Raw genomic sequence first — 19582 nt, forward strand, 5'->3', positions numbered from 1 at the left:
GGGCCTCCTAGGTTTCTGGATTCTGAGCTTCCCGAGGAGCGTAGCTCATTGTTACCTATACTCACAATGCACAAAGTCCTGCTAATGTTCCCGGCATGAACACCCCGGACGCCGACGGCTTCCTCGCCGAGCAGCTGCTGCGGCTCACGCGCCGCCTGCACCGCATCCAGAAGCGCCAGCTGGAGCCGGTCGGGATCACCCCCGCCCAGTCGCGGTTGCTGCGCGCGCTGGTCCACTACGACACTCCACCCAGGATGGCCGATCTGGCGCAGCGCCTGGAGGTCGTCCCGCGGGCGGTCACCACGGTCGTGGACGGCCTGGAGTCGGCCGGTCTGGTCCGTCGCGCACCCGATCCGACCAACCGCCGCGTCATCCGGATCGAGCTCACGGAGAAGGGCCGCGCCGCCCTTCGGGAGCTGCGCAGCGCGCGCCGCGCCGCGGCAGAGGAGATCCTGGCCCCATTGGACACGGAGCAGCGCGCGCAGCTGACGGTGTTGCTGAACGCTCTGTTCGAGGCCCCGCGAGAGCGGGACTGCTGACCGCCCCCTGCCTGGCGAGGAGAGCCCATGCCGCTGCTGGAGCCGAAGCCGGAAGCCCTGCGTCCCGGATCCCGCCCGTCGCAGCCCGCGCCCGACCGGGTGCCGGGTGACCGGGCCGACGGCACGCCCGAGCCGCTGCGCACGGAGCTGACCGAGCTGCTCGGCCCGGACAAGGTGCTCACGAAGATCTCGGACCTGGTGCGCTACGCGTCGGACGCGAGCCCGTACCGCTTCGTGCCGCGGGTCGTGGTGGTCGCCGAGGACATCGACGACGTGTCGGCGGTCCTTTCGTACGCGCACGGAAAAGGCCGCGAGGTGGTCTTCCGCGCGGCGGGCACCTCGCTGAACGGGCAGGCGCAGGGGGAGGACATCCTGGTCGACGTCCGGAAGTTCTGGGCGGGGGTGGAGGTGCTCGGCGACGGCAAGCGGGCCCGCATCGGTCCGGGCACCACGATCGTGCGGGCCAACGCGACGCTGGCCCGGCACGGCCGGGTGCTCGGCCCCGACCCGGCGAGCGCCATCGCCTGCACGGTCGGCGGCGTGGTGGCGAACAACGCCTCGGGGATGACGGCGGGCACGACCAGGAACTCGTACAAGACGGTCGCCTCGCTCACCTTCGTGCTGCCGTCGGGGACGGTCGTCGACACCGGTGACCCGCAGGCCGACGAGGATCTCGCGCACGCCGAACCGGCGCTGTGCGAGGGCCTGTTGGAGATCAAGCGCGAGATCGAGGCGGACGCGGTGCTGACCCGCCGGATCCGCGCCAAGTACGAGATCAAGAACACGAACGGGTACCGGCTCGACGCGTTCCTGGACGGTTCGACGCCGGTGGAGATCCTGCGCGGTCTGATGGTGGGTTCGGAGGGCACCTTCGGGTTCATCTCCGAAGTCGTCTTCGACACGCTGCCGCTGGACCGGAAGGTGTCGACGGCGCTGCTGTTCTTCCCCTCGCTGCCGGCCGCAGCCGCGGCGGTGCCCGTGTTCAACGAGGCGGGGGCGCTGGCCGTGGAGCTGATGGACGGCAACACGCTGCGCGCGTCGGTGAGCGTGCAGGGAGTGCCGCAGGACTGGGCGCGGTTGCCGAAGGAGACCACGGCGCTTCTGGTGGAGTTCCGGGCGCCCGACGAGGAGCAGCAGGCGGCGTACGAGGAGAAGGCCGCGGCGGTGCTCACCGGGCTCGACCTGGTCACGCCGGTCCCCTCGGTGACCAACGCGTTCACGCGGGACGCGAAGACGATCGCGGGCTACTGGAAGGCGCGCAAGGCGTTCGTGACGGCGGTCGGCGGCTCGCGCCCCTCGGGGACGACGCTGATCACGGAGGACTTCGCGGTGCCGCCGTCGCGCCTGGCGGAGGCGTGCGAGGCGCTGCTCGAACTGCAGACGCGGCACGGGTTCGACGCCGCGGTGGCCGGCCATGCGGCGCACGGCAATCTGCACTTCCTGCTCGCCTTCGACGCGGGCAGAGCGGCGGACGTGGACCGGTACGCGGCCTTCATGGACGACTTCTGCCGCCTGACGGTGGACCGGTTCGACGGGTCCCTGAAGGCCGAGCATGCGACGGGCCGCAACATCGCGCCCTTCCTGGAGCTCGAATGGGGGCCCACGGCCACGGAGTTGATGTGGCGCACGAAGCAGATCATCGATCCGGACGGCGTGCTGGCGCCGCGGATCGTCCTGGACCGGGACCCGAAGGCGCATCTGCGCGGCCTCAAGACCATCCCGAAGGTGGAGCTGATCGCCGACCCCTGCATCGAGTGCGGTTTCTGCGAACCGACCTGCCCCAGCGAGGACCTGACGACGACACCGCGCCAGCGGATCGTGCTGCGCCGCGAGATGATGCGCCAGCCGTCCGGCTCCCCGGTCGAGGAGGAGCTGATCGAGGCGTACGGGTACGACGCGGTGGACACCTGCGCGGGCGACTCGACGTGCAAGCTGGCGTGCCCGGTCGGCATCGACACCGGCGCGTTCATGAAGGGTTTCCGGCACGCGCGGCACTCGCCCCGCGAGGAGCAGGTGGCGGCGCTCGCCGCGAAGAACTTCAAGGCGGTCGAGGCATCGGCCCGGCTCGCGGTGGCGGCCGCCGGCAAGATCGGGGACCGTCTGCTGACGTCCGTGACGACCGCCGCCCGTAAGGCGATCCGGCCCGACCTGGTCCCCGAGTGGCTGCCGGAGATCCCGGGCGCGGCCGCGCGCAGGCTGCCCCGCACCCCGCGCGCGGGGGCCACGGCCGTGTACTACCCGGCGTGTGTGAACCGGATCTTCGGCACCCCCGGCGACATGCCGCTCCCCCAGGCCGTCGTCGCGGTCTCCGCGCGCGCGGGCAGGCCGGTGTGGATCCCGGACGACGTCGCGGGCACGTGCTGCGCCACGATCTGGCACTCCAAGGGCTACGACGAGGGCAACACGGTGATGGCGAACAGGATCGTGGAAGCGGCCTGGGGCTGGACGGCGGGTGGCCGCCTCCCGCTGGTCGTGGACGCGTCGTCGTGCACGCTCGGCATCGCGCACGAGGTCGTGCCGTATCTCACCGACGACAACCGGGAGTTGCACGCGGAGCTGAAGATCGTCGACTCGCTGGTGTGGGCGGCCGAGGAGCTGCTGCCGCGTCTGACGATCGAGCGCACGGTCGGCTCGGCCGTCCTGCACCCCACCTGCTCGATGGAGCACCTCGGTGACGTGGCGCAGCTGCGGGCGGTCGCCGAGGCGTGCGCCGACGAGGTGGTGATCCCGGACGACGCGGGGTGCTGCGCCTTCGCGGGCGACCGCGGCATGCTCCACAAGGAGCTGACCGAGTCCGCGACGGCGAAGGAGGCCGCGGAGGTCACGTCCCGCGCCTACGACGCGCACCTGTCGGCGAACCGGATGTGCGAGGTCGGCATGGATCATGCGACGGGCCGCAGCTACTACTCGGTCCTCGTGGAACTGGAGCGGGCCACGCGGCCTTCCACGGGCACCAGTTGACCCGCTTTCCCCTTGCGTCACCCCAAGAGTCCAAAGGCTCGGCAAAGGAAGTCCAACTCCTCGTCCCCTTAGGGCTCTTGCGTCCCGCTCTCACCCCCTCCAGGGTGGCTTGCGTTTGCCACGCACCGCACCCACCACCCTGGAGGTCCGATGCACGACGACAGCCTGTCCTTCGACACCCCTGAGAGCGAAGGCCGTTCACGCCGCGACGTGCTGCGCACCGCGGGGGTGGCGGGCGCCGGACTCGGGCTCACCGCGTTCGGAGCCGGGGCGGCGCAGGCCGCACCGCAGGCACCCGAGGGCGAGCAGGACACGGCGGCGGCGCCCGCGCGGCAGGGCGCGACGATGATCGGGGTCCCGTTCGAGCGGCGTTCCACCGTGCGCATCGGCATCATCGGCCTCGGCAACCGCGGTGGCAGCATGATCGACCTGTTCCTCGCGATGCCGGGGGTCCAGGTCGTCGCGCTGTGCGACCCGGTGAAGGAGAAGACCGAGCGGGCCGCGGCCAAGGTCACCGCCGCGGGCCAGCCCGCCCCGGCGACGTACACCAAGGGCGATCACGACTTCGAGAACCTCTGCAAGCGCCAGGACATCGACTTCGTGTACGCGGCGACGCCGTGGGACTGGCACTTCGAGATGGCGAAGACGGCGATGCTGAACGGCAAGCACGTCGGCGTGGAGTGTCCGATCGCCCTGCAGCTGGACCAGTTGTGGGAGCTGGTGAACCTCTCGGAGCGCACCCGCAGACACTGCATGCAGCTGGAGAACTGCTGTTACGGCCGCAACGAGATGCGGGTGCTGCGGATGGCCCACGCGGGCAAGTTCGGCCAACTCCTGCACGGCGCGGGCGCATACAACCACGATCTGCGGGGCCTGATGTTCGACCCCGACTACTACGAGGGTCCGTGGCGGCGCCTGTGGCACACCCGGCTGCGCGGCGACCTCTACCCGAACCACGGTTTCGGCCCGGTCGCCAACTACATGGACGTCAACCGCGGCGACCGCGTCACCCACATCTCCAGCTTCGGTACCCCATCGCTCGGCCTCGCCGAGTACCGCGCGGCCAACATGCCCAAGGGCGACCCGAGTTGGAAGGAGTCGTACATCGAGTCGGACCGCACGATCAGCCTCGTACAGACCGCGAAGGGCCGTGTGATCCGCCTGGAGCACGACGTCAGCACCCCGCACCCGTACTCGCGGATCAACCAACTCGGCGGCACGAAGGGCGTGTTCGAGGACTACCCGGCGCGCATCTACATCGAGCCTGACCACACGAACGACGCGTGGGGCGACTTCGCGAAGTACGCCGACTGGGACCACTGGCTGTGGAAGGAGCACGCCAACCCGCCCGGTGGGCACGGCGGCATGGACTACATCATGGTGTACCGCCTGATGCAGACGATGCGGCTGGGCCTCGTCCCCGACTTCGACGTGTACGACGCCGCGACCTGGACCTCTCCGGTACCGCTCAGCCATCTCTCCATCAAGGCGCACGGTGCGCCGCAGCAGATCCCGGACTTCACGCGTGGCGAGTGGCGCAAGGAGCGCGGCGGCGTCGACTCGCAGAAGCCGTCCGAGGCGTGAGCCGAGCCGGGGCCGGGCGAGGCGGATCGCGACCGTCCCTCTCGACCGGCCCCGGCCGCGCCAGTACGCTCCCGGCGCACCGGTTCACGGGCGACGGGGGGCGTCATGAGCGAGGACGAACAGCGCGCCGTGGGCACCCTCGCCCCGGTTCCCCGGCGCCCCCTGCTGATGGGACTGGCCCTGCACGCCGGGGTGTTGGGCCTGCTGTCGGCTCGCTACGGCTACCACCGCGACGAGTTGTACTTCCGCGAGGCCGGCCACCACCTCGACTGGGGCTACGTCGATCAGCCACCGCTCACGCCCCTGCTCGCCCGCGCCTCCACGGCCGTCTTCGGCGACAGCCTCGTCGGACTGCGCGTGGGCGCGACGCTTGCCGCCACGGCCACCGTGCTCGTAGTGGCCCTGATCGCGCGGGAGTTGGGCGGCGGCCGCGGCCCTCAGCTGCTGGCCGCCGCCCTCGCGGCGCTCGGCGCGCAGGGGCTCGCGGTCGGGCACATGGTGTCCACGGCCACGTTCGACCTCCTGGTGTGGGTGACGGTGAGCCTCTTGGTGCTGCGCGTCCTGCGCGGCGGCGACCGGCGCTGGTGGCTCGCGGTCGGCGCGGTGGTGGGGCTCGGCGTGCAGAACAAGTATCTGGTGGTGCTGCTGGTCGCCGTGCTGCTCGCGGCGATCGCCTGGGTGGGGCCGCGTGAGGTGCTGCGCAGCCGGTGGCTCGCGGGCGGCGCCGTGCTGGCGCTCGCGCTCGCCGCGCCGAACGTGGTGTGGCAGGCGACGCACGGCTGGCCGCAGTTCACGGTGGCGCGGGGCATCAGCGAGGACGACGGCGCGGAGAACCGTGTGCTGCTCGTGCCGCAGCAACTCATCTATCTGTCCCCGCTGTTCGTGCCCGTGTGGGTCGCCGGGTGGCGTCGGCTGTGGCGCGCGGACGAGGTGCGGTGGGCGCGGGCGTTCGCGGTGGCGTACCCGCTGCTGTGCGTGATCGTGCTCGTCGCCGGGGGCAAGGGGTACTACACGGTGCCGCTGCTCGTGGTGCTGCTGGCGGCCGGGTGCGGGCCGACGCTGCGCTGGGCGCGGGCCGGTCGCGCCCGGGTGCGCCGGGCCCTGCTGGCCGGTGTGCTGGTGCTGTCGGCCGCGATCAACTCCGTGATCGTGCTGCCGGTGCTGCCGCCGGACGCGCTCACGGTGCCGATGGCGCTCGACCCGGAACAGGGCGAGCAGCTCGGCTGGCCCGAACTCGCCGACGCCACGCGCCAGGGCTGGACCCGGATCCCGGTGCGCGACCGGTCGCGGGCGGTGCTGTTCACCGTCAACTACGGCGAGGCGGGCGCCCTGGACCGGTACGGCCCCGCCCGCGGGCTGCCGCGCCCCTACTCGGGCCACATGAGCTACGCCGACTGGGGTCCGCCGCCGGACGCCGCGGACGGGCCCGTACTGCTCGTCCGGCAGACCGGCGACTCCGGCATCGAGGGGCATTTCTCCGGCTGCCGCACGGTGGCCCGCGTCGACAACGGGCACGACGTCGACAACGAGGAGCAGAACGGCTCCGTCGTCCTGTGCAGCGGCCCGCACCGGAAGTGGTCCGCGCTGTGGCCGTCCCTGCGGCACGCGTACTGACCCCGGGGCGGGTCCGGGTCAGGACGCCTTGAGGTCGGCCTTGTCCCCCATGACGACGACCGGGTGCTGCTTCGGGTCGAGCGTCTTGAGCAGGTACTCCATGTCCGTCTTCGACTGGCTGACGCAGGCCGAGGTGCCGCTGCCGTGGTCCATGTGCAGCCAGATGCTGCCGCCCTTGGACTGGCCCTGCGGGCGCGTCGGATCGTTCGGGGCGGTGCCCTTGACGCGGTTGTAGTCGATCGCGATCACGTAGTCGAAGTCGTGCCAGTGCGACTTGGCCCAGTAGTGCGGGGCCTGGATCGACGCGGTCTGCGTGTAGGGCAGCTTCGCCCCGGGGTCGGCCAGCACACCGCCGGCGTCGCTGAGCGTGAACACGCCGACGGGGCTGCGCTTGTCGCCCTCGTGGTGGTCCGTCGTCCAGCCCTTCTTCCCGTTGTGCCCGGACCAGCTGCGCTCCTTCTTCCAGGTGGCGTCCGAGCCCGTGCCCGACCGGGTGTAGAGCGCGATCGTCGAGTCCGCGGAGTCCTTCCCGTCCCCGTAGACCGCCACGACCTGCCGTGCGTTCGCCGGGATCTGCTGCTGGTAGCGGTCCCCCACGTCCGGAATGGTCTTCAGGTCGACCGAACGTGCCTCGTCGCTGCGCGCGTCGTCCGCCGCACCGTGCGACGCCGAGGTGGGCTTCCCGCCGTCACCGCCGTCCGCACCGCACGCCGCCACCGTCGTCAGCAACACCCCGCAGGCCGCCGCTGTGACGCCCGCTCGAACCGCACCCGCAATACGCATGCGCTCCATGCTCGCACCTCGCCGCCCGAACCCCGGAGCGGGGCCCCGCCACCAGGGGTGATCCGGTCGAATCCCGGCCGCTGTCTGCCGCCCTGAGCCGGGCGCCGTAAAACCGGTTGCCACCGGTCACTGAAAGACGCGAACCTTTCACGGTTTGTTCCGCCCGCCCCTTGCCCGCCTCTTGCCCGCCCGTCCGCAGCCCGGCTCCGGCCTCCCCTTTCCCGCGTCTCCCTTCCTCCCCTTCCCCCCTCCCTCCCCTTCTCTCCGTCTCCCCTCCTCTCTTTCCCTTCTTATCGACTTGTCGAGTCCTGGGACGTCATGCAGATCTCCGACCTTCCGTATCCCGATCCGGGCGTGCCCGACGCGCGCTCCGGCCCCCGGTTCCTGCTCTGGCTCGGCCGGAACCAGATCGGCGGCCAGCTCAAGTCCCTCGCCTGGGGACTGCTGCACTTCGGCGCCGTCGCCTGTCTCCCGTACGCGATCGGCTTCGGTGTGCAGGCCGTCGTCGACCACGACGGTCAGCGGCTCGCCGCGGCCGGCGCGCTCCTGGTGGGACTCGGTCTCGCCGTGGCGGTCGGCGGCTTCATGCTGCACCGCTCCGCCGTCACCAACTGGATCACCTGCGCCGCACGCGTCCAGCAGCTGCTGGCGCGCCGCGCCGCCGACCTCGGATCGGGGCTGACCCGACGGGTCGCGGCCGGTGAAGTGGTCGCGGTCTCCACCGGTGACGTGGAACGCATCGGCTGGTTCGTCGAGGCGCTGTCCCGGTTCAGCGCCGCCGCCGTCACCGTCGCCCTCACCTGTGTGGGACTGCTCTTCTTCGCGCCCACGCTCGGCGTGGTCGTCGCCGCCGCCGTCCCGTTCCTGGCCTGCGCGGTGCTGCCGCTGCTCCCGGCCGCGACCCGGCGCGCCGACCAGCAGCGCGCCAAGGCCGGTCGCGCCACCGAGCTCGCCGCCGACACCGTCGCCGGACTGCGGGTGCTCCGGGGCATCGGTGGGGAGGACCTCTTCCTGAGCCGCTACCGCACCGCGTCCCAGGAGGTCCGCAAGGCCGCCGTGCACAGCGCCCGCATGTGGTCGCTGATCTCCGGTCTGCAGGTGCTGATGCCGGGTCTCCTGCTCATCGGCCTGGTGCTGTACGGCGTCCATCTCGCCCGCGAGGGCCGGATCACCGTCGGAGAGCTGGTCACCACGTACAGCGCCGTGACGGTCCTCATGTACCCGCTGCGGCATTTCGAGGAGATCGCGATGGCCTACGCGTTCTCCCGCCCGTCCGCGCGCCGCGCCGCGCGGGTCCTCTCGCTGGAGCGCGAGACCACGGCCGACGGGACGACGGAGCCGGCCGAGGACCCCTCGGGCGACCTGTACGACCCGGCGACCGGGCTGCTCGCCCCGGCCGGTCGGCTCACCGCCGTGGTCTGCGGCGACCCGGACGCGGCGGGCCGGCTCGCCGAACGGCTCGGCGGTCACCCGGCGGAGCGCACGGACCTCTCGTCCGTACGCCTCGGCGGGACCGAACTCGACCGGCTGCCGCTCGCCACCGCGCGCCGGGCCGTCCTGGTCCAGGACAAGGACCCGGTGCTGCTCTCCGGCACGCTGACCGACCTGTTCGACGTGCCCTCCTCCGGCGAGGTGGCGGCCGCCGAGGCGCTCGCCGCCGCCCAGTGCGGCGACGTGCTGGACGCGCTCGGTCAGGCGGCGCTCGACGGGGAGCCGATGCACGCGCACATCACCGAGCGGGGCCGTTCGCTCTCCGGTGGTCAGCGTCAACGGCTCGCGCTGGCCCGCTCGCTGGCGACCGACCCGCAGGTGCTGGTCCTCGACGAGCCGACCTCCGCGGTCGACTCCCACACCGAGGCACGCATCGCCGAGGGCGTCGCGGCGCTGCGGCGCGGGCGCACCACCGTGGTGCTCACGTCGTCCCCGCTGCTCCTCGACCGGGCCGAGCGCGTGGTCTTCGTGCACGAGGGCGAGGTCGCCGCGGTCGGCGTGCACCGTCAACTGCTCGCGTCCGACCCGGGCTACCGGGCGGTCGTCACCCGTGAGACCGACGACGAACGGGCCGACGAGGCCCGCACCACCCCCTGTATCGAGGAAGTCGAGGAATCCGCATGACCGCCGTCCGGTCGCTCACCGTGCGACCGCCCGAACTCGACCCCGCGGCCCCCACGACCGCCGAGACCCTGCCCGTGGGCTCGGGGGCCACCGTCCGCGCGTACGTCGGGGAACTGGTGCGCCGCCACCGCCGCGCGTTCGCCCTGCTGATCGGGGCCAACACGCTCGCCGTGGTCGCCTCCATGACGGGGCCGTGGCTGCTCGGCGGCCTGGTGCAGGACCTCGCCGACGGCGTCGACGACATCCCGATGGCGCGCATCACGGCGCTGTTCGTCGTCGCGCTGCTCGTCCAGGCGTACTTCGTGCGCGCGGTGCGGCTGCGCGGCGCGGTGCTCGGCGAGCGGATGCTCGCCGACCTGCGCGAGGACTTCCTGGTGCGGTCCGTGGGCCTGCCGCCGGGTGTCCTGGAGCGGGCCGGCACGGGTGACCTGCTGTCCCGGATCACCACCGACATCGACCGGCTCGCCAACGCGATGCGGGAGGCGGTGCCGCAGCTGACCATCGCCGCGGTGTGGCTGACGCTGCTGATCGGCGGCCTGACGGTGACCGCGCCGACGCTCGCGCCGGTGATCCTCCTCGCCGTTCCGGTGCTGTTCCTCGGGTGCCGCTGGTACTTCAAGCGGGCCCCTTCGGCGTACCGCTCCGAGGCCGCCGGGTACGCGTCGGTGGCGGCGGCGCTCGCCGAGACCGTCGACGCGGGCCGCACCGTGGAGGCCCACCGTCTCGGGGAGAGCCGGGTCGCGCAGTCGGACGAGCGGATCCGGGTCTGGACGTCGTGGGAGCGGTACACCCTGTACCTCCGCACCATCCTGTTCCCGACGTTCGACGCCTCCCAGACGGTCATCCAGCTGTCGGTACTGACGATCGGCGGCGTGTACGTCTTCCAGGGCTGGATCGACGTCGGGCAGCTCACCACCAGTGCGCTGATCTCGCAGATGCTGGTGGACCCGATCGGACAGATCCTGCGGTGGTACGACGAGCTCCAGGTGGCCCAGGTGTCGCTGGCCCGGCTGGTCGGCGTCCGGGACATCGAGCCGGACGCGGGCGACGCCTCCGTGCGCCCCGACGGGCGTGACGTGCACGCGGACGAGGTGCACTTCGGGTACCGCGAGGGCGTCGACGTGCTGCGCAAGGTCTCCCTGGAGGTCCGACCGGGGACCCGGCTCGCCCTGGTCGGGCCGTCCGGCGCGGGCAAGTCCACGCTGGGCCGGCTGCTCGCCGGGATCTACGCGCCCCGGGCCGGTCAGATCACGCTCGGCGGCGCGGAGCTCTCCCGGATGCAGGCCGAGCGGGTCCGCTCGCACGTGGCCCTGGTCAACCAGGAGCACCACGTCTTCGTCGGCTCGCTCCGCGACAACCTGCGCCTCGCCCGCACCGGCGCCGAGGACGCCGAGCTGTGGGCGGCACTCGGCGCGGTCGACGCCGACGGGTGGGCCCGCGCCCTGGACGACGGCCTCGACACCGAGGTCGGCTCGGGCGGGACCGCGCTCACCCCGGCGCAGGCCCAGCAGATCGCGCTGGCCCGTCTGGTCCTCGCGGACCCGCACACGCTGGTCCTGGACGAGGCGACGTCGCTGCTCGACCCGCGCGCGGCCCGGAACCTGGAGCGCTCGCTCGCCCGGGTCCTGGACGGCCGCACGGTCGTGGCCATCGCGCACCGGCTGCACACCGCGCACGACGCGGACGTGATCGCCGTGGTCGAGGACGGCCGGATCCGCGAGCTGGGCAGTCACGACGAGCTGGTCTCGGCCGACGGGGCGTACGCGGCGCTGTGGCGGTCCTGGCACGGCTGACCGTGCCAGGGGCGGTGCGCGGCCGCGCTCAGATGAAGTTGAGCGCGGCCGCGCACCCCACGCCGCCGAGCAGCATGAACACCGGCATGAGCACCTTCAGCTCCACCCAGCTGCCGGCCCGGAAACGCATGGGCTTCGGCGGGCCGATCGGGTACCAGCGCCTGCGGCCGACGGGGATGGGCCACAGGATCGGGCAGCCCGAGACGGTGAGCGCGTCCCCGATGTCGTGCACCAGCGCCCCGAGGACGATCGGCAGACCCAGCCACAGGTACTCCTGGCCGGGATCGGTGAACAGCCAGTCCGCGCCGTTGCCCGGCTTGTCCAGGACCCCGGCGAGGATCCAGGCGCTGGTCGCCGCGAGCAGCCACACCAGGATGTCGCTGCTGGAGCCGCGCGCCGCCCGCCACAGCAGCCCCTCGATGGCGAGCACCATGTGCACGAAGAGGATCACGAGTACGGCCCAGCGGCCACCGGTGATCGCCGCGACCGACGCGCCTGCCCCGATGAGGACCGCCCACAGCCACGTATGGGTGAGCGTGCGGTGTCCGCCGGAGCGGCGCGGGTCGCCCTGCTTCCTGGTCGCCTTGTAGACGGCGTACGAGAGTTTGTCGACGATCTCGCACAGGCCCCGGGAGAGGGGCCCGAAGGCGCGTGAGATGGTCGCGGCCTTGTGGTCGAGGTCGGGGGCGAGCGCCGCGCCCGCGCAGATCAGCGCGCCGACGAGGACGACCGGCCAGGGCATCGGGTGTCCCGCGGCGGCCGCGGCCGCGCCCACCCCCAGCCAGGCCGCCGCTCCTGACAGCGAGTGTGCCGGTCCCATCATGGCTGTGATCCGCCCCTGTCCCTCGTGTGTCCCACGTGTGCCGACCGCCCGCACAGCGCGGAGAAGTCCCACATGTCCCTTGTGCCGACGCCTTGTTGACCGGGTACGGGATCCGCGCCCTGACGCCGTGTCGGCGGTCCACCCTAGCCTTCGTGATCTTCGTACGGGCATCCGATTGCCGGATCGGGTGCAAAGCCAGGCAAGATGGTGACGTGACCCTTATCGATCAGCTCCCGCAGACCGCCGACCCGGACGCCCTCTACGACGCCTTCGAGTCGTGGGCCGAGGAGCGTGGGCTCACCCTCTATCCCCACCAGGAGGAGGCCCTGATCGAGGCGGTCTCGGGTGCGAACGTGATCGTGTCGACGCCCACCGGCTCCGGCAAGAGCATGATCGCCGCCGGTGCGCACTTCGCGGCGCTCGCCCGGGACGAGGTCACGTTCTACACGGCGCCCATCAAGGCACTCGTCTCCGAGAAGTTCTTCGAGCTGTGCAAGCTCTTCGGCACCGAGAACGTCGGCATGCTCACGGGCGACGCCTCCGTGAACTCGGACGCACCCGTGATCTGCTGCACCGCCGAGGTCCTCGCCTCCATCGCGCTGCGCGACGGCGCCCAGGCCGACATCGGCCAGGTCGTCATGGACGAGTTCCACTTCTACGCGGAGGGCGACCGCGGCTGGGCCTGGCAGATCCCGCTGCTCGAACTGCCGCAGGCGCAGTTCATCCTGATGTCGGCCACGCTCGGCGACGTCGCGATGTTCGAGAAGGACCTGACGCGCCGCACCGGTCGCCCCACCTCCGTGGTCCGCTCGGCCACCCGCCCGGTCCCGCTCTCCTACGAGTACCGGCTCACCCCGCTGACGGAGACGCTGACGGAGCTCCTGGAGACCAAGCAGGCTCCCGTCTACATCGTGCACTTCACGCAGGCGCAGGCCGTCGAGCGCGCCCAGGCGCTGATGAGCATCAACATGTGCACGCGCGAGGAGAAGGACAAGATCGCCGAGCTGATCGGCAACTTCCGCTTCACCACCAAGTTCGGCCGCAACCTGTCGCGTTACGTGCGTCATGGCATCGGCGTGCACCACGCCGGCATGCTGCCGAAGTACCGGCGTCTCGTCGAGAAGCTCGCCCAGGCGGGCCTGTTGAAGGTCATCTGTGGCACCGACACCCTCGGCGTCGGCGTCAACGTGCCCATCCGCACAGTGCTGTTCACCGCGCTCACCAAGTACGACGGCAACCGGGTCCGTACGCTGCGCGCCCGCGAGTTCCACCAGATCGCGGGCCGCGCCGGACGGGCCGGGTTCGACACGGCGGGCTTCGTGGTGGCCCAGGCCCCCGAGCACGTCATCGAGAACGAGAAGGCGCTCGCGAAGGCCGGTGACGACCCGAAGAAGCGCCGCAAGGTCGTCCGCAAGAAGGCCCCGGAGGGCTTCGTCGGCTGGACGGAGAGCACCTTCGAGAAGCTGATCACCTCCGAGCCGGAGCCGCTGACCTCCCGCTTCCGGGTCACGCACACGATGCTGCTCTCGGTGATCGCGCGCCCGGGCAACGCCTTCGAGGCCATGCGCAAGCTCCTGGAGGACAATCACGAGCCACGCAAGGCACAGCTGCGGCACATCCGCCGGGCCATCGCGATCTACCGCTCGCTGCTCGACGGCGGCATCGTCGAGAAGCTCGACGAGCCGGACGCGACGGGCCGCATCGTGCGCCTGACGGTCGATCTGCAGCAGGACTTCGCCCTCAACCAGCCGCTGTCCACCTTCGCGCTCGCCGCCTTCGACCTCCTCGACAAGGAGTCGCCGTCGTACGCGCTCGACATGGTGTCGGTGGTGGAGTCCACGCTCGACGATCCGCGCCAGATCCTGCACGCCCAGCAGAACAAGGCGCGCGGCGAGGCCGTCGCCCTGATGAAGGCGGACGGCGTCGAGTACGAGGAGCGCATGGAGCGCCTCCAGGACATCAGCTACCCCAAGCCGCTGGAGGAGCTGCTCTTCCACGCGTACAACACGTACCGCACGAGCCACCCGTGGGTCGGCGACCACCCGCTCTCGCCGAAGTCCGTGATCCGCGACATGTACGAACGGGCGCTGACGTTCACGGAGTTCACCTCCTACTACGAGCTGGCGCGCACCGAGGGCATCGTCCTGCGCTACCTGGCGAGCGCCTACAAGACGCTCGACCACACCGTGCCCGACGACCTGAAGTCGGAGGACCTGGAGGACCTGATCGCCTGGCTCGGCGAGATGGTGCGCCAGGTCGACTCCAGCCTCCTGGACGAGTGGGAGCAGCTGGCCAACCCGGAGGAGATGACCGCCGAGGAGGCCCAGGAGAAGGCCGACCAGGTCAAGCCGGTCACCGCGAACGCGCGCGCGTTCCGTGTCCTCGTGCGCAATGCCATGTTCCGCCGTGTGGAGCTGGCCGCCCTCGACAACGTCGAGGAGCTCGGCGAGATGGACGGCGACGCGGGCTGGGACGCGGACGCCTGGGGCGAGGCCATGGACAAGTACTGGGACGAGTACGAGGACCTCGGCACCGGGCCCGACGCGCGCGGCCCCAAGCTGCTCATGATCGAGGAGGACCCGGAGCACGGCCTGTGGAAGGTGCGCCAGACCTTCGCCGACCCGAACGGCGACCACGACTGGGGCATCAGCGCCGAGGTCGATCTCGCGGCCTCCGACACCGAGGGCCGTGCCGTCGTCCGGGTCACGGACGTCGGCCAGTTGTAGAACCCGGACCGGCCGGACGGTAGGGTCCGGCCGCGCCCCTGGCCGGAGCCCTCCGGCCGCACACACGAGAGAGAAACGACGCATGACGAATCCTGCGGAGCGGCTCGTCGACCTGCTCGACCTGGAGCAGATCGAGGTCAACATCTTCCGTGGGCGCAGCCCGCAGGAGTCCTTGCAGCGCGTCTTCGGCGGGCAGGTCGCGGGGCAGGCCCTGGTGGCCGCGGGCCGCACGACCGAGGGCGACCGCCCCGTGCACTCGCTGCACGCGTACTTCCTGCGTCCGGGCCGCCCGGGTGTGCCCATCGTGTACCAGGTCGAACGGGTCCGCGACGGCCGCTCGTTCACCACGCGCCGCGTCACCGCCGTGCAGCAGGGCCGCACGATCTTCAATCTCACCGCCTCCTTCCACAAGCCCGAAGAGGGAGCCTTCGAGCACCAGTTGCCGCCGGCCCGGGAGGTCCCGGACCCGGAGGCGCTGCCGACGATCGCCGAGGAGATCAAGGGCCATCTGGGCGCGCTGCCCGAGGCGCTGGAGCGCATGGCCCGGCGCCAGCCCTTCGACATCCGCTACGTCGACCGGTTGCGCTGGACCCCCGAGGAGGTCGAGGCCGCCGAGCCGCGCAGCGCCGTGTGGATGCGCGCCGTCGGCCCGCTCGGCGACGACCCGCTGGTCCACACGTGCGCGCTCACGTACGCCAGCGACATGACGCTGCTCGACGCGGTGCGACTGCCCGTCGAGCCGCTGTGGGGCCCGCGCGGTTTCGACATGGCCTCGCTCGACCACGCCATGTGGTTCCACCGTCCTTTCCGTGCCGATGAGTGGTTCCTGTACGACCAGGAGTCGCCGATTGCCGTCGGCGGCCGCGGTCTGGCCCGGGGCCGCATCTACGACGTCGAGGGGCGGCTGCTGGTGTCCGTGGTGCAGGAAGGCCTGTTCAGGAAGTTGGAAGCATGAGCACCCCGCCCTCCGGCGCTCCGACCCCGGACGCCGGGCTGTCGAACGTCACGCCGTCGGACGAGCTCGACGCGCTGCTGGCCCGTGCCGTGCGGCTGCGCGAGTCCGGTCACCGCGAGCAGGCCCGCGAACAGCTCCTCGGCCTGCGCTCACGCTTCCCCGGTGACGCGCGGGTCGCCTACCAGACCGCCTGGGTCCACGACACGCTCGGCCTTGAGGCGGAAGCGGTCCCGCACTATGTCGACGCGGTCGGGGGCGCGGGTCTCTCCGCGCAGGAGCGGCGTGGTGCGCTGCTCGGTCTCGGCAGCACCTATCGCACGCTGGGCCGTCACGACGACGCCGTGGCCACGCTGAGCGCGGCGACCGTCGAGTTCCCCGAGGACAACGCGCTCAAGACGTTCCTGTCGATGGCGCTCTACAACGTGGGACGCGCTCACGACGGCATGCGGCTGCTGCTCACGGTCCTGGCCGAGACCAGCTCCGACCCGGACATCGTGGGGTACCGGCCCGCGATCGAGTACTACGCCGAGGACCTGGACGCCGTCGAGGGCGGCGCCGGCACCGCCACCGGCGCATAGGCCGACTGCGCGCGGCAGCTCATCCCCGTCTGCCGAGCAGGCGCGCCCACAGACCGCGGGCCGGCTCGGCGGGCGTCGGCGGTGCGAGCAACCGCGCCGCGGACGCGTCCCCCTCAGCGCCGTCCATCCCCTCGGGCTCCTCGGTGCCGGGTGTCTCCTCTACCGGTGTCCGCTCCGTGGCGGGACGTGGGGCCGGGCGGAGCCGACGTGCCTCCTCCAGGCTCAGCAGCAGATTCCCCCGCATCCAGCTGATCTCGTCCGGATCGTCGGCGATCAGGATCCGCTCGACCACCCGTGCCGTCGGCGAGTCGGGCGCCCCGTACCAGCTCTCGTCGGGGCGCAGCCGGTGCAGCTGGGCTCGCTCGTAGGGGCTCTCGACCAGTTCACCGAGCTGGGCCGGGTCGAGGAACGCGGTGATCGCGGCGGCCCGCTCCCAGGGATCGGCGCACTGTCCGAGCAGATGCCGGGCGTGCCGCGCCCGCCAGCTCCTCGGCCTGAGGTCCTGCCCCGCCGCGAGTCGGGCGCGCACCTGCTCGGGTGCCGGCCGGGTCAGCAGCGGGGCATGCGTCTCGGAGCGGGCGAACTCGCTCAGTTCCTGCGCCAGATACAGCCAGACCACGGTCCGGTAGCGGTTGACGTAGAACGTCACCGGCGTCAGCAGTCCGGCACGCGCGAGCCGGGTGAACCGGGTCGGCGGGATACCCATCAGCTCCGCTCCTTGCGCGGTGCCCACCACCCGGACCTGCTCGCGCAGGACGTCGGGAAAGCCCTCGGCCTCACGGATCCGGTCGATCTCCTCGCACGGCACCCGGCGGCGGCCGCCCTCCGGGGCCGCGACGGTACGGATCCGGCCGAGCCGTACGGCGAGATCGAACTCGCCGCGTTTCAGCCCCAGCTCGCGGGCCGCGCTGCCCTGGGGCCTGGTCATGGCATTGCCTTGCACGATGGTTCTCCCCCGTCGGTCGATCCTAAGCAGTCACTCTCCGTGACCACCCGGAAGAACCGTAGCGTGGATCACCGACCCTCGTGCGAGCCTGTGGAAAACTTCGCCGCACGCCTGGAACCCGCAGGTCAGAGCTCTCTGGACGAGGCCTTCTCCGGCTGCCGCGCATCGACGTCGAGGTGCTCGCCTACCCGGTTGACGAGCAGGGTCATCTCGTACGCGACCTGCCCGATGTCGGACTCGCCGTCACTGAGCACGCACAAGCAGCTGCCGTCCCCCGCCGCGGTGACGAACAGCACGGCGTCGTCGAACTCGATCATCGTCTGGCGCACGCCGCCCGCACCGAAGTGCCGCCCCGACCCCTTGGCGAGGCTGTGCAGTCCGGACGAGACGGCCGCGAGGTGCTCGGCGTCCTCACGGCCCAGATCCGAACTGGCACTGGTGACGAGGCCGTCGTTGGACAGGACCAGGGCGTGCCGTACGTGTTCGACACGCTGTGTGAGGTCGTCCAACAGCCAACCGAGTCCCGTGTTCTCCGCCATGTTCCGCTCTCCCCGCTCCCCAGTGACACTCCGTCCGGGCCCGGTCGCTCGCCTGCCCGGAGGATCCGCCTCGCAAGCCTTGCTCACCGTCGCCGTCCGGGCAAGCAAGATGGACCCATGGCACACAAGATGACCGATGAGGAATGGCGGGCCTTCGTCTCCGAGGGCACCCGCACGGCCAAGTTGTCCACGGTGCGGGCGGACGGGAGTCCGCACATCGCGCCCGTCTGGTTCGTCGTGGACGGCGACGACATCGTCTTCAACACCGGCAAGGACACCGTCAAAGGCCGCAATCTGGCCCGCGACGGCCGGGTGGCGCTGTGCGTGGACGACGAGCGTCCGCCGTTCTCGTTCGTGACGATCCAGGGGCGCGCCGAACTCAGCGAGGACCCGGCGGCGTTGCTGGATTCGGCCACCAGGATCGGCGGCCGGTACATGGGCGCGGACCGCGCCGAGGAGTTCGGCCGACGCAACGGCGTACCCGGCGAACTCGTCGTCCGGGTACGCGTCGAGAAGGTCGTGGCCCTCGGCGGCGTATCGAGCTGAGACCCCGAGGGCCGACCTCAGCCGACCGAGTCGAGCAGCCGGGCGGTGTACATCCGCCCGGCGTACTCGACCAGCCTGATCAGCACCTCCTTCCCCGAGTCCTTGTCGCGTGCGTCGCACAGCACCACGGGTGTCCCGCGGTCGAGGTCGAGGGCTCGGGCCACTTCGTGCGCCCCGAACGCCCTTGCGCCCGTGAAGCAGTTCACCGCCACCACGAACGGGATGCGGCGGTGCTCGAAGTAGTCCACGGCGGGGAAGCAGTCCTCGAGTCTGCGGGTGTCCGCGAGGACGACGGCACCCAGCGACCCTTGCGACAGTTCGTCCCACAGGAACCAGAACCGGTCCTGTCCCGGTGTGCCGAACAGGTAGAGCGACAGGCCCGACCTGATGGTGATGCGTCCGAAGTCCATGGCGACGGTCGTGGTGGTCTTGCGGGCCACCCCCGCGGTGTCGTCCACGGAGTGGCCCAGCTCGCTGAGTTGTTCCTCGGTGCGCAGCGGGCGGATCTCGCTGACCGCGCCGACCAGGGTGGTCTTGCCCACCCCGAATCCGCCCGCGACCAGGATCTTCAGGGCGAGGGCGGCAGAGGCGCCGGCGGCGGTGTCGTCAGAGTGCTCGGAGTCCATCGATGACTTCTCTCAGGATCGTTTCGTCCGGTAGCTGTGCGGGGGGAACCGGCCTGCTGACCTTGACGCAGCCCAGTTCCAGCAGATCGCCGAGGAGCACCCGGACGACGCCCACGGGCACGTCGGTGCCCGCGGCCAGTTCGGCGACCGTCTGGGTCTCGGCCCGGCACAGCCCGATGATCGACCGGTGCTCGGGGCCGAGTGCGCCGTCGTCGTGGAAGCCTGGCGCGGCCGGATCGAGCGACACCAGGGCGATCAGGTCGAACTGCGCTCCTTGGGGGCCCGCCGAGGTGCGGCCTCCGGTCACCGCGTAGGGACGGACCAGTGGTCCGGCCTCGTGGTCGAACCACTGGCTGCCCTGTTCCTCGGGGCTGCCCCGCTTCTGGTGGCCGCCCGGGGCGAGCGCGCCCCGGTACGGTGCGTCGGCCATGTCGTCGTCCATGAGGTCGGCCGT

16 protein-coding genes are annotated in these 19582 nt (G+C 71.5%); 10 read left to right on the top strand and 6 right to left on the bottom strand.

Features of this window, described 5'->3' with window-relative positions:
* The first annotated feature begins 95 nt into the window (after positions 1-95).
* The 4 genes from J3486_RS13795 to J3486_RS13810 all read left to right on the top strand — a co-directional run bounded on the left by J3486_RS13795 (position 96) and on the right by J3486_RS13810 (position 6698).
* Positions 96-539, top strand: coding sequence for a MarR family winged helix-turn-helix transcriptional regulator (locus J3486_RS13795; protein WP_207820566.1), 444 nt, complete (start codon positions 96-98; stop codon positions 537-539).
* A gap of 27 nt (positions 540-566) precedes the next feature.
* The gene (locus J3486_RS13800) at positions 567-3500 is read left to right on the top strand and encodes an FAD-binding and (Fe-S)-binding domain-containing protein (protein WP_207820567.1); all 2934 of its coding nucleotides are present in this window, start codon (positions 567-569) and stop codon (positions 3498-3500) included.
* 150 nt (positions 3501-3650) lie between these two features.
* Positions 3651-5084 (top strand): Gfo/Idh/MocA family protein, encoded by a 1434-nt coding sequence (locus J3486_RS13805; protein ID WP_207820568.1) that lies wholly within the window; start codon positions 3651-3653, stop codon positions 5082-5084.
* 105 nt (positions 5085-5189) lie between these two features.
* The gene (locus J3486_RS13810; RefSeq protein ID WP_207820569.1) at positions 5190-6698 is read left to right on the top strand and encodes a glycosyltransferase family 39 protein; all 1509 of its coding nucleotides are present in this window, start codon (positions 5190-5192) and stop codon (positions 6696-6698) included.
* Positions 6699-6716: 18 nt separating this feature from the next.
* Here J3486_RS13810 and J3486_RS13815 read toward each other — a convergent pair whose 3' ends face one another.
* Positions 6717-7481: a L,D-transpeptidase family protein gene (locus tag J3486_RS13815; protein ID WP_207820795.1), complete on the bottom strand. Its 765-nt coding sequence runs from the start codon at positions 7479-7481 to the stop codon at positions 6717-6719.
* Between the two features lie 318 nt (positions 7482-7799).
* Between J3486_RS13815 and J3486_RS13820 the strand changes: the two genes are divergently transcribed.
* A complete protein-coding gene (locus tag J3486_RS13820; protein WP_207820570.1) occupies positions 7800-9596 on the top strand; it encodes an ABC transporter ATP-binding protein in 1797 nt (598 codons plus the stop codon).
* Positions 9593-11389 carry an ABC transporter ATP-binding protein gene (locus tag J3486_RS13825; RefSeq protein WP_207820571.1) on the top strand — a complete coding sequence of 599 codons (1797 nt, stop codon included), beginning with the start codon at positions 9593-9595 and terminating at the stop codon, positions 11387-11389. Before J3486_RS13820 ends, J3486_RS13825 begins: the two co-directional genes overlap by 4 nt.
* A gap of 28 nt (positions 11390-11417) precedes the next feature.
* Here J3486_RS13825 and J3486_RS13830 read toward each other — a convergent pair whose 3' ends face one another.
* Positions 11418-12212, bottom strand: coding sequence for a metal-dependent hydrolase (locus tag J3486_RS13830; RefSeq protein ID WP_207820572.1), 795 nt, complete (start codon positions 12210-12212; stop codon positions 11418-11420).
* 212 nt (positions 12213-12424) lie between these two features.
* Here J3486_RS13830 and J3486_RS13835 point away from each other — a divergent pair, with 212 nt between their 5' ends.
* The 3 genes from J3486_RS13835 (at position 12425) to J3486_RS13845 (ending at position 16471) form a co-directional block, all read left to right on the top strand.
* The gene (locus tag J3486_RS13835) at positions 12425-14938 is read left to right on the top strand and encodes a DEAD/DEAH box helicase (RefSeq protein ID WP_207820573.1); all 2514 of its coding nucleotides are present in this window, start codon (positions 12425-12427) and stop codon (positions 14936-14938) included.
* Positions 14939-15020: 82 nt separating this feature from the next.
* Positions 15021-15893 (top strand): acyl-CoA thioesterase II, encoded by an 873-nt coding sequence (locus J3486_RS13840; protein ID WP_207820574.1) that lies wholly within the window; start codon positions 15021-15023, stop codon positions 15891-15893.
* On the top strand, positions 15890-16471 hold the full coding sequence (locus J3486_RS13845; protein ID WP_207820575.1) for a tetratricopeptide repeat protein: 582 nt from the start codon (positions 15890-15892) through the stop codon (positions 16469-16471). The genes J3486_RS13840 and J3486_RS13845 overlap by 4 nt, the downstream gene beginning before the upstream one ends.
* 19 nt (positions 16472-16490) lie before the next feature.
* On the opposite strand, the gene J3486_RS13850 is transcribed toward J3486_RS13845, so the two are convergent.
* Both J3486_RS13850 and J3486_RS13855 read right to left on the bottom strand, forming a co-directional pair.
* Complete coding sequence (locus J3486_RS13850; RefSeq protein ID WP_229377974.1) at positions 16491-17399, bottom strand: DUF6397 family protein; 909 nt, start codon at positions 17397-17399, stop codon at positions 16491-16493.
* A gap of 143 nt (positions 17400-17542) precedes the next feature.
* Positions 17543-17956, bottom strand: a complete 414-nt coding sequence (locus tag J3486_RS13855) for a roadblock/LC7 domain-containing protein (RefSeq protein WP_207820577.1) — start codon at positions 17954-17956, stop codon at positions 17543-17545.
* A 117-nt stretch (positions 17957-18073) separates the two neighbouring features.
* On the opposite strand from J3486_RS13855, the gene J3486_RS13860 reads away from it, so the two are divergent.
* Positions 18074-18502, top strand: coding sequence for a PPOX class F420-dependent oxidoreductase (locus J3486_RS13860; RefSeq protein ID WP_207820578.1), 429 nt, complete (start codon positions 18074-18076; stop codon positions 18500-18502).
* A gap of 17 nt (positions 18503-18519) precedes the next feature.
* Here the strand turns inward: J3486_RS13860 and J3486_RS13865 are convergent, their stop codons facing one another.
* Entirely contained in the window at positions 18520-19128 is a 609-nt protein-coding gene (locus J3486_RS13865; RefSeq protein WP_207820579.1) for an ATP/GTP-binding protein, read from the bottom strand.
* Positions 19109-19558 carry a DUF742 domain-containing protein gene (locus J3486_RS13870; protein ID WP_207820580.1) on the bottom strand — a complete coding sequence of 150 codons (450 nt, stop codon included), beginning with the start codon at positions 19556-19558 and terminating at the stop codon, positions 19109-19111. The genes J3486_RS13865 and J3486_RS13870 overlap by 20 nt, the downstream gene beginning before the upstream one ends.
* Between the last annotated feature and the right edge of the window lie 24 nt (positions 19559-19582).

The organism is Streptomyces sp. VRA16 Mangrove soil, from assembly GCF_017377775.1.
Taxonomy (GTDB): domain Bacteria; phylum Actinomycetota; class Actinomycetes; order Streptomycetales; family Streptomycetaceae; genus Streptomyces.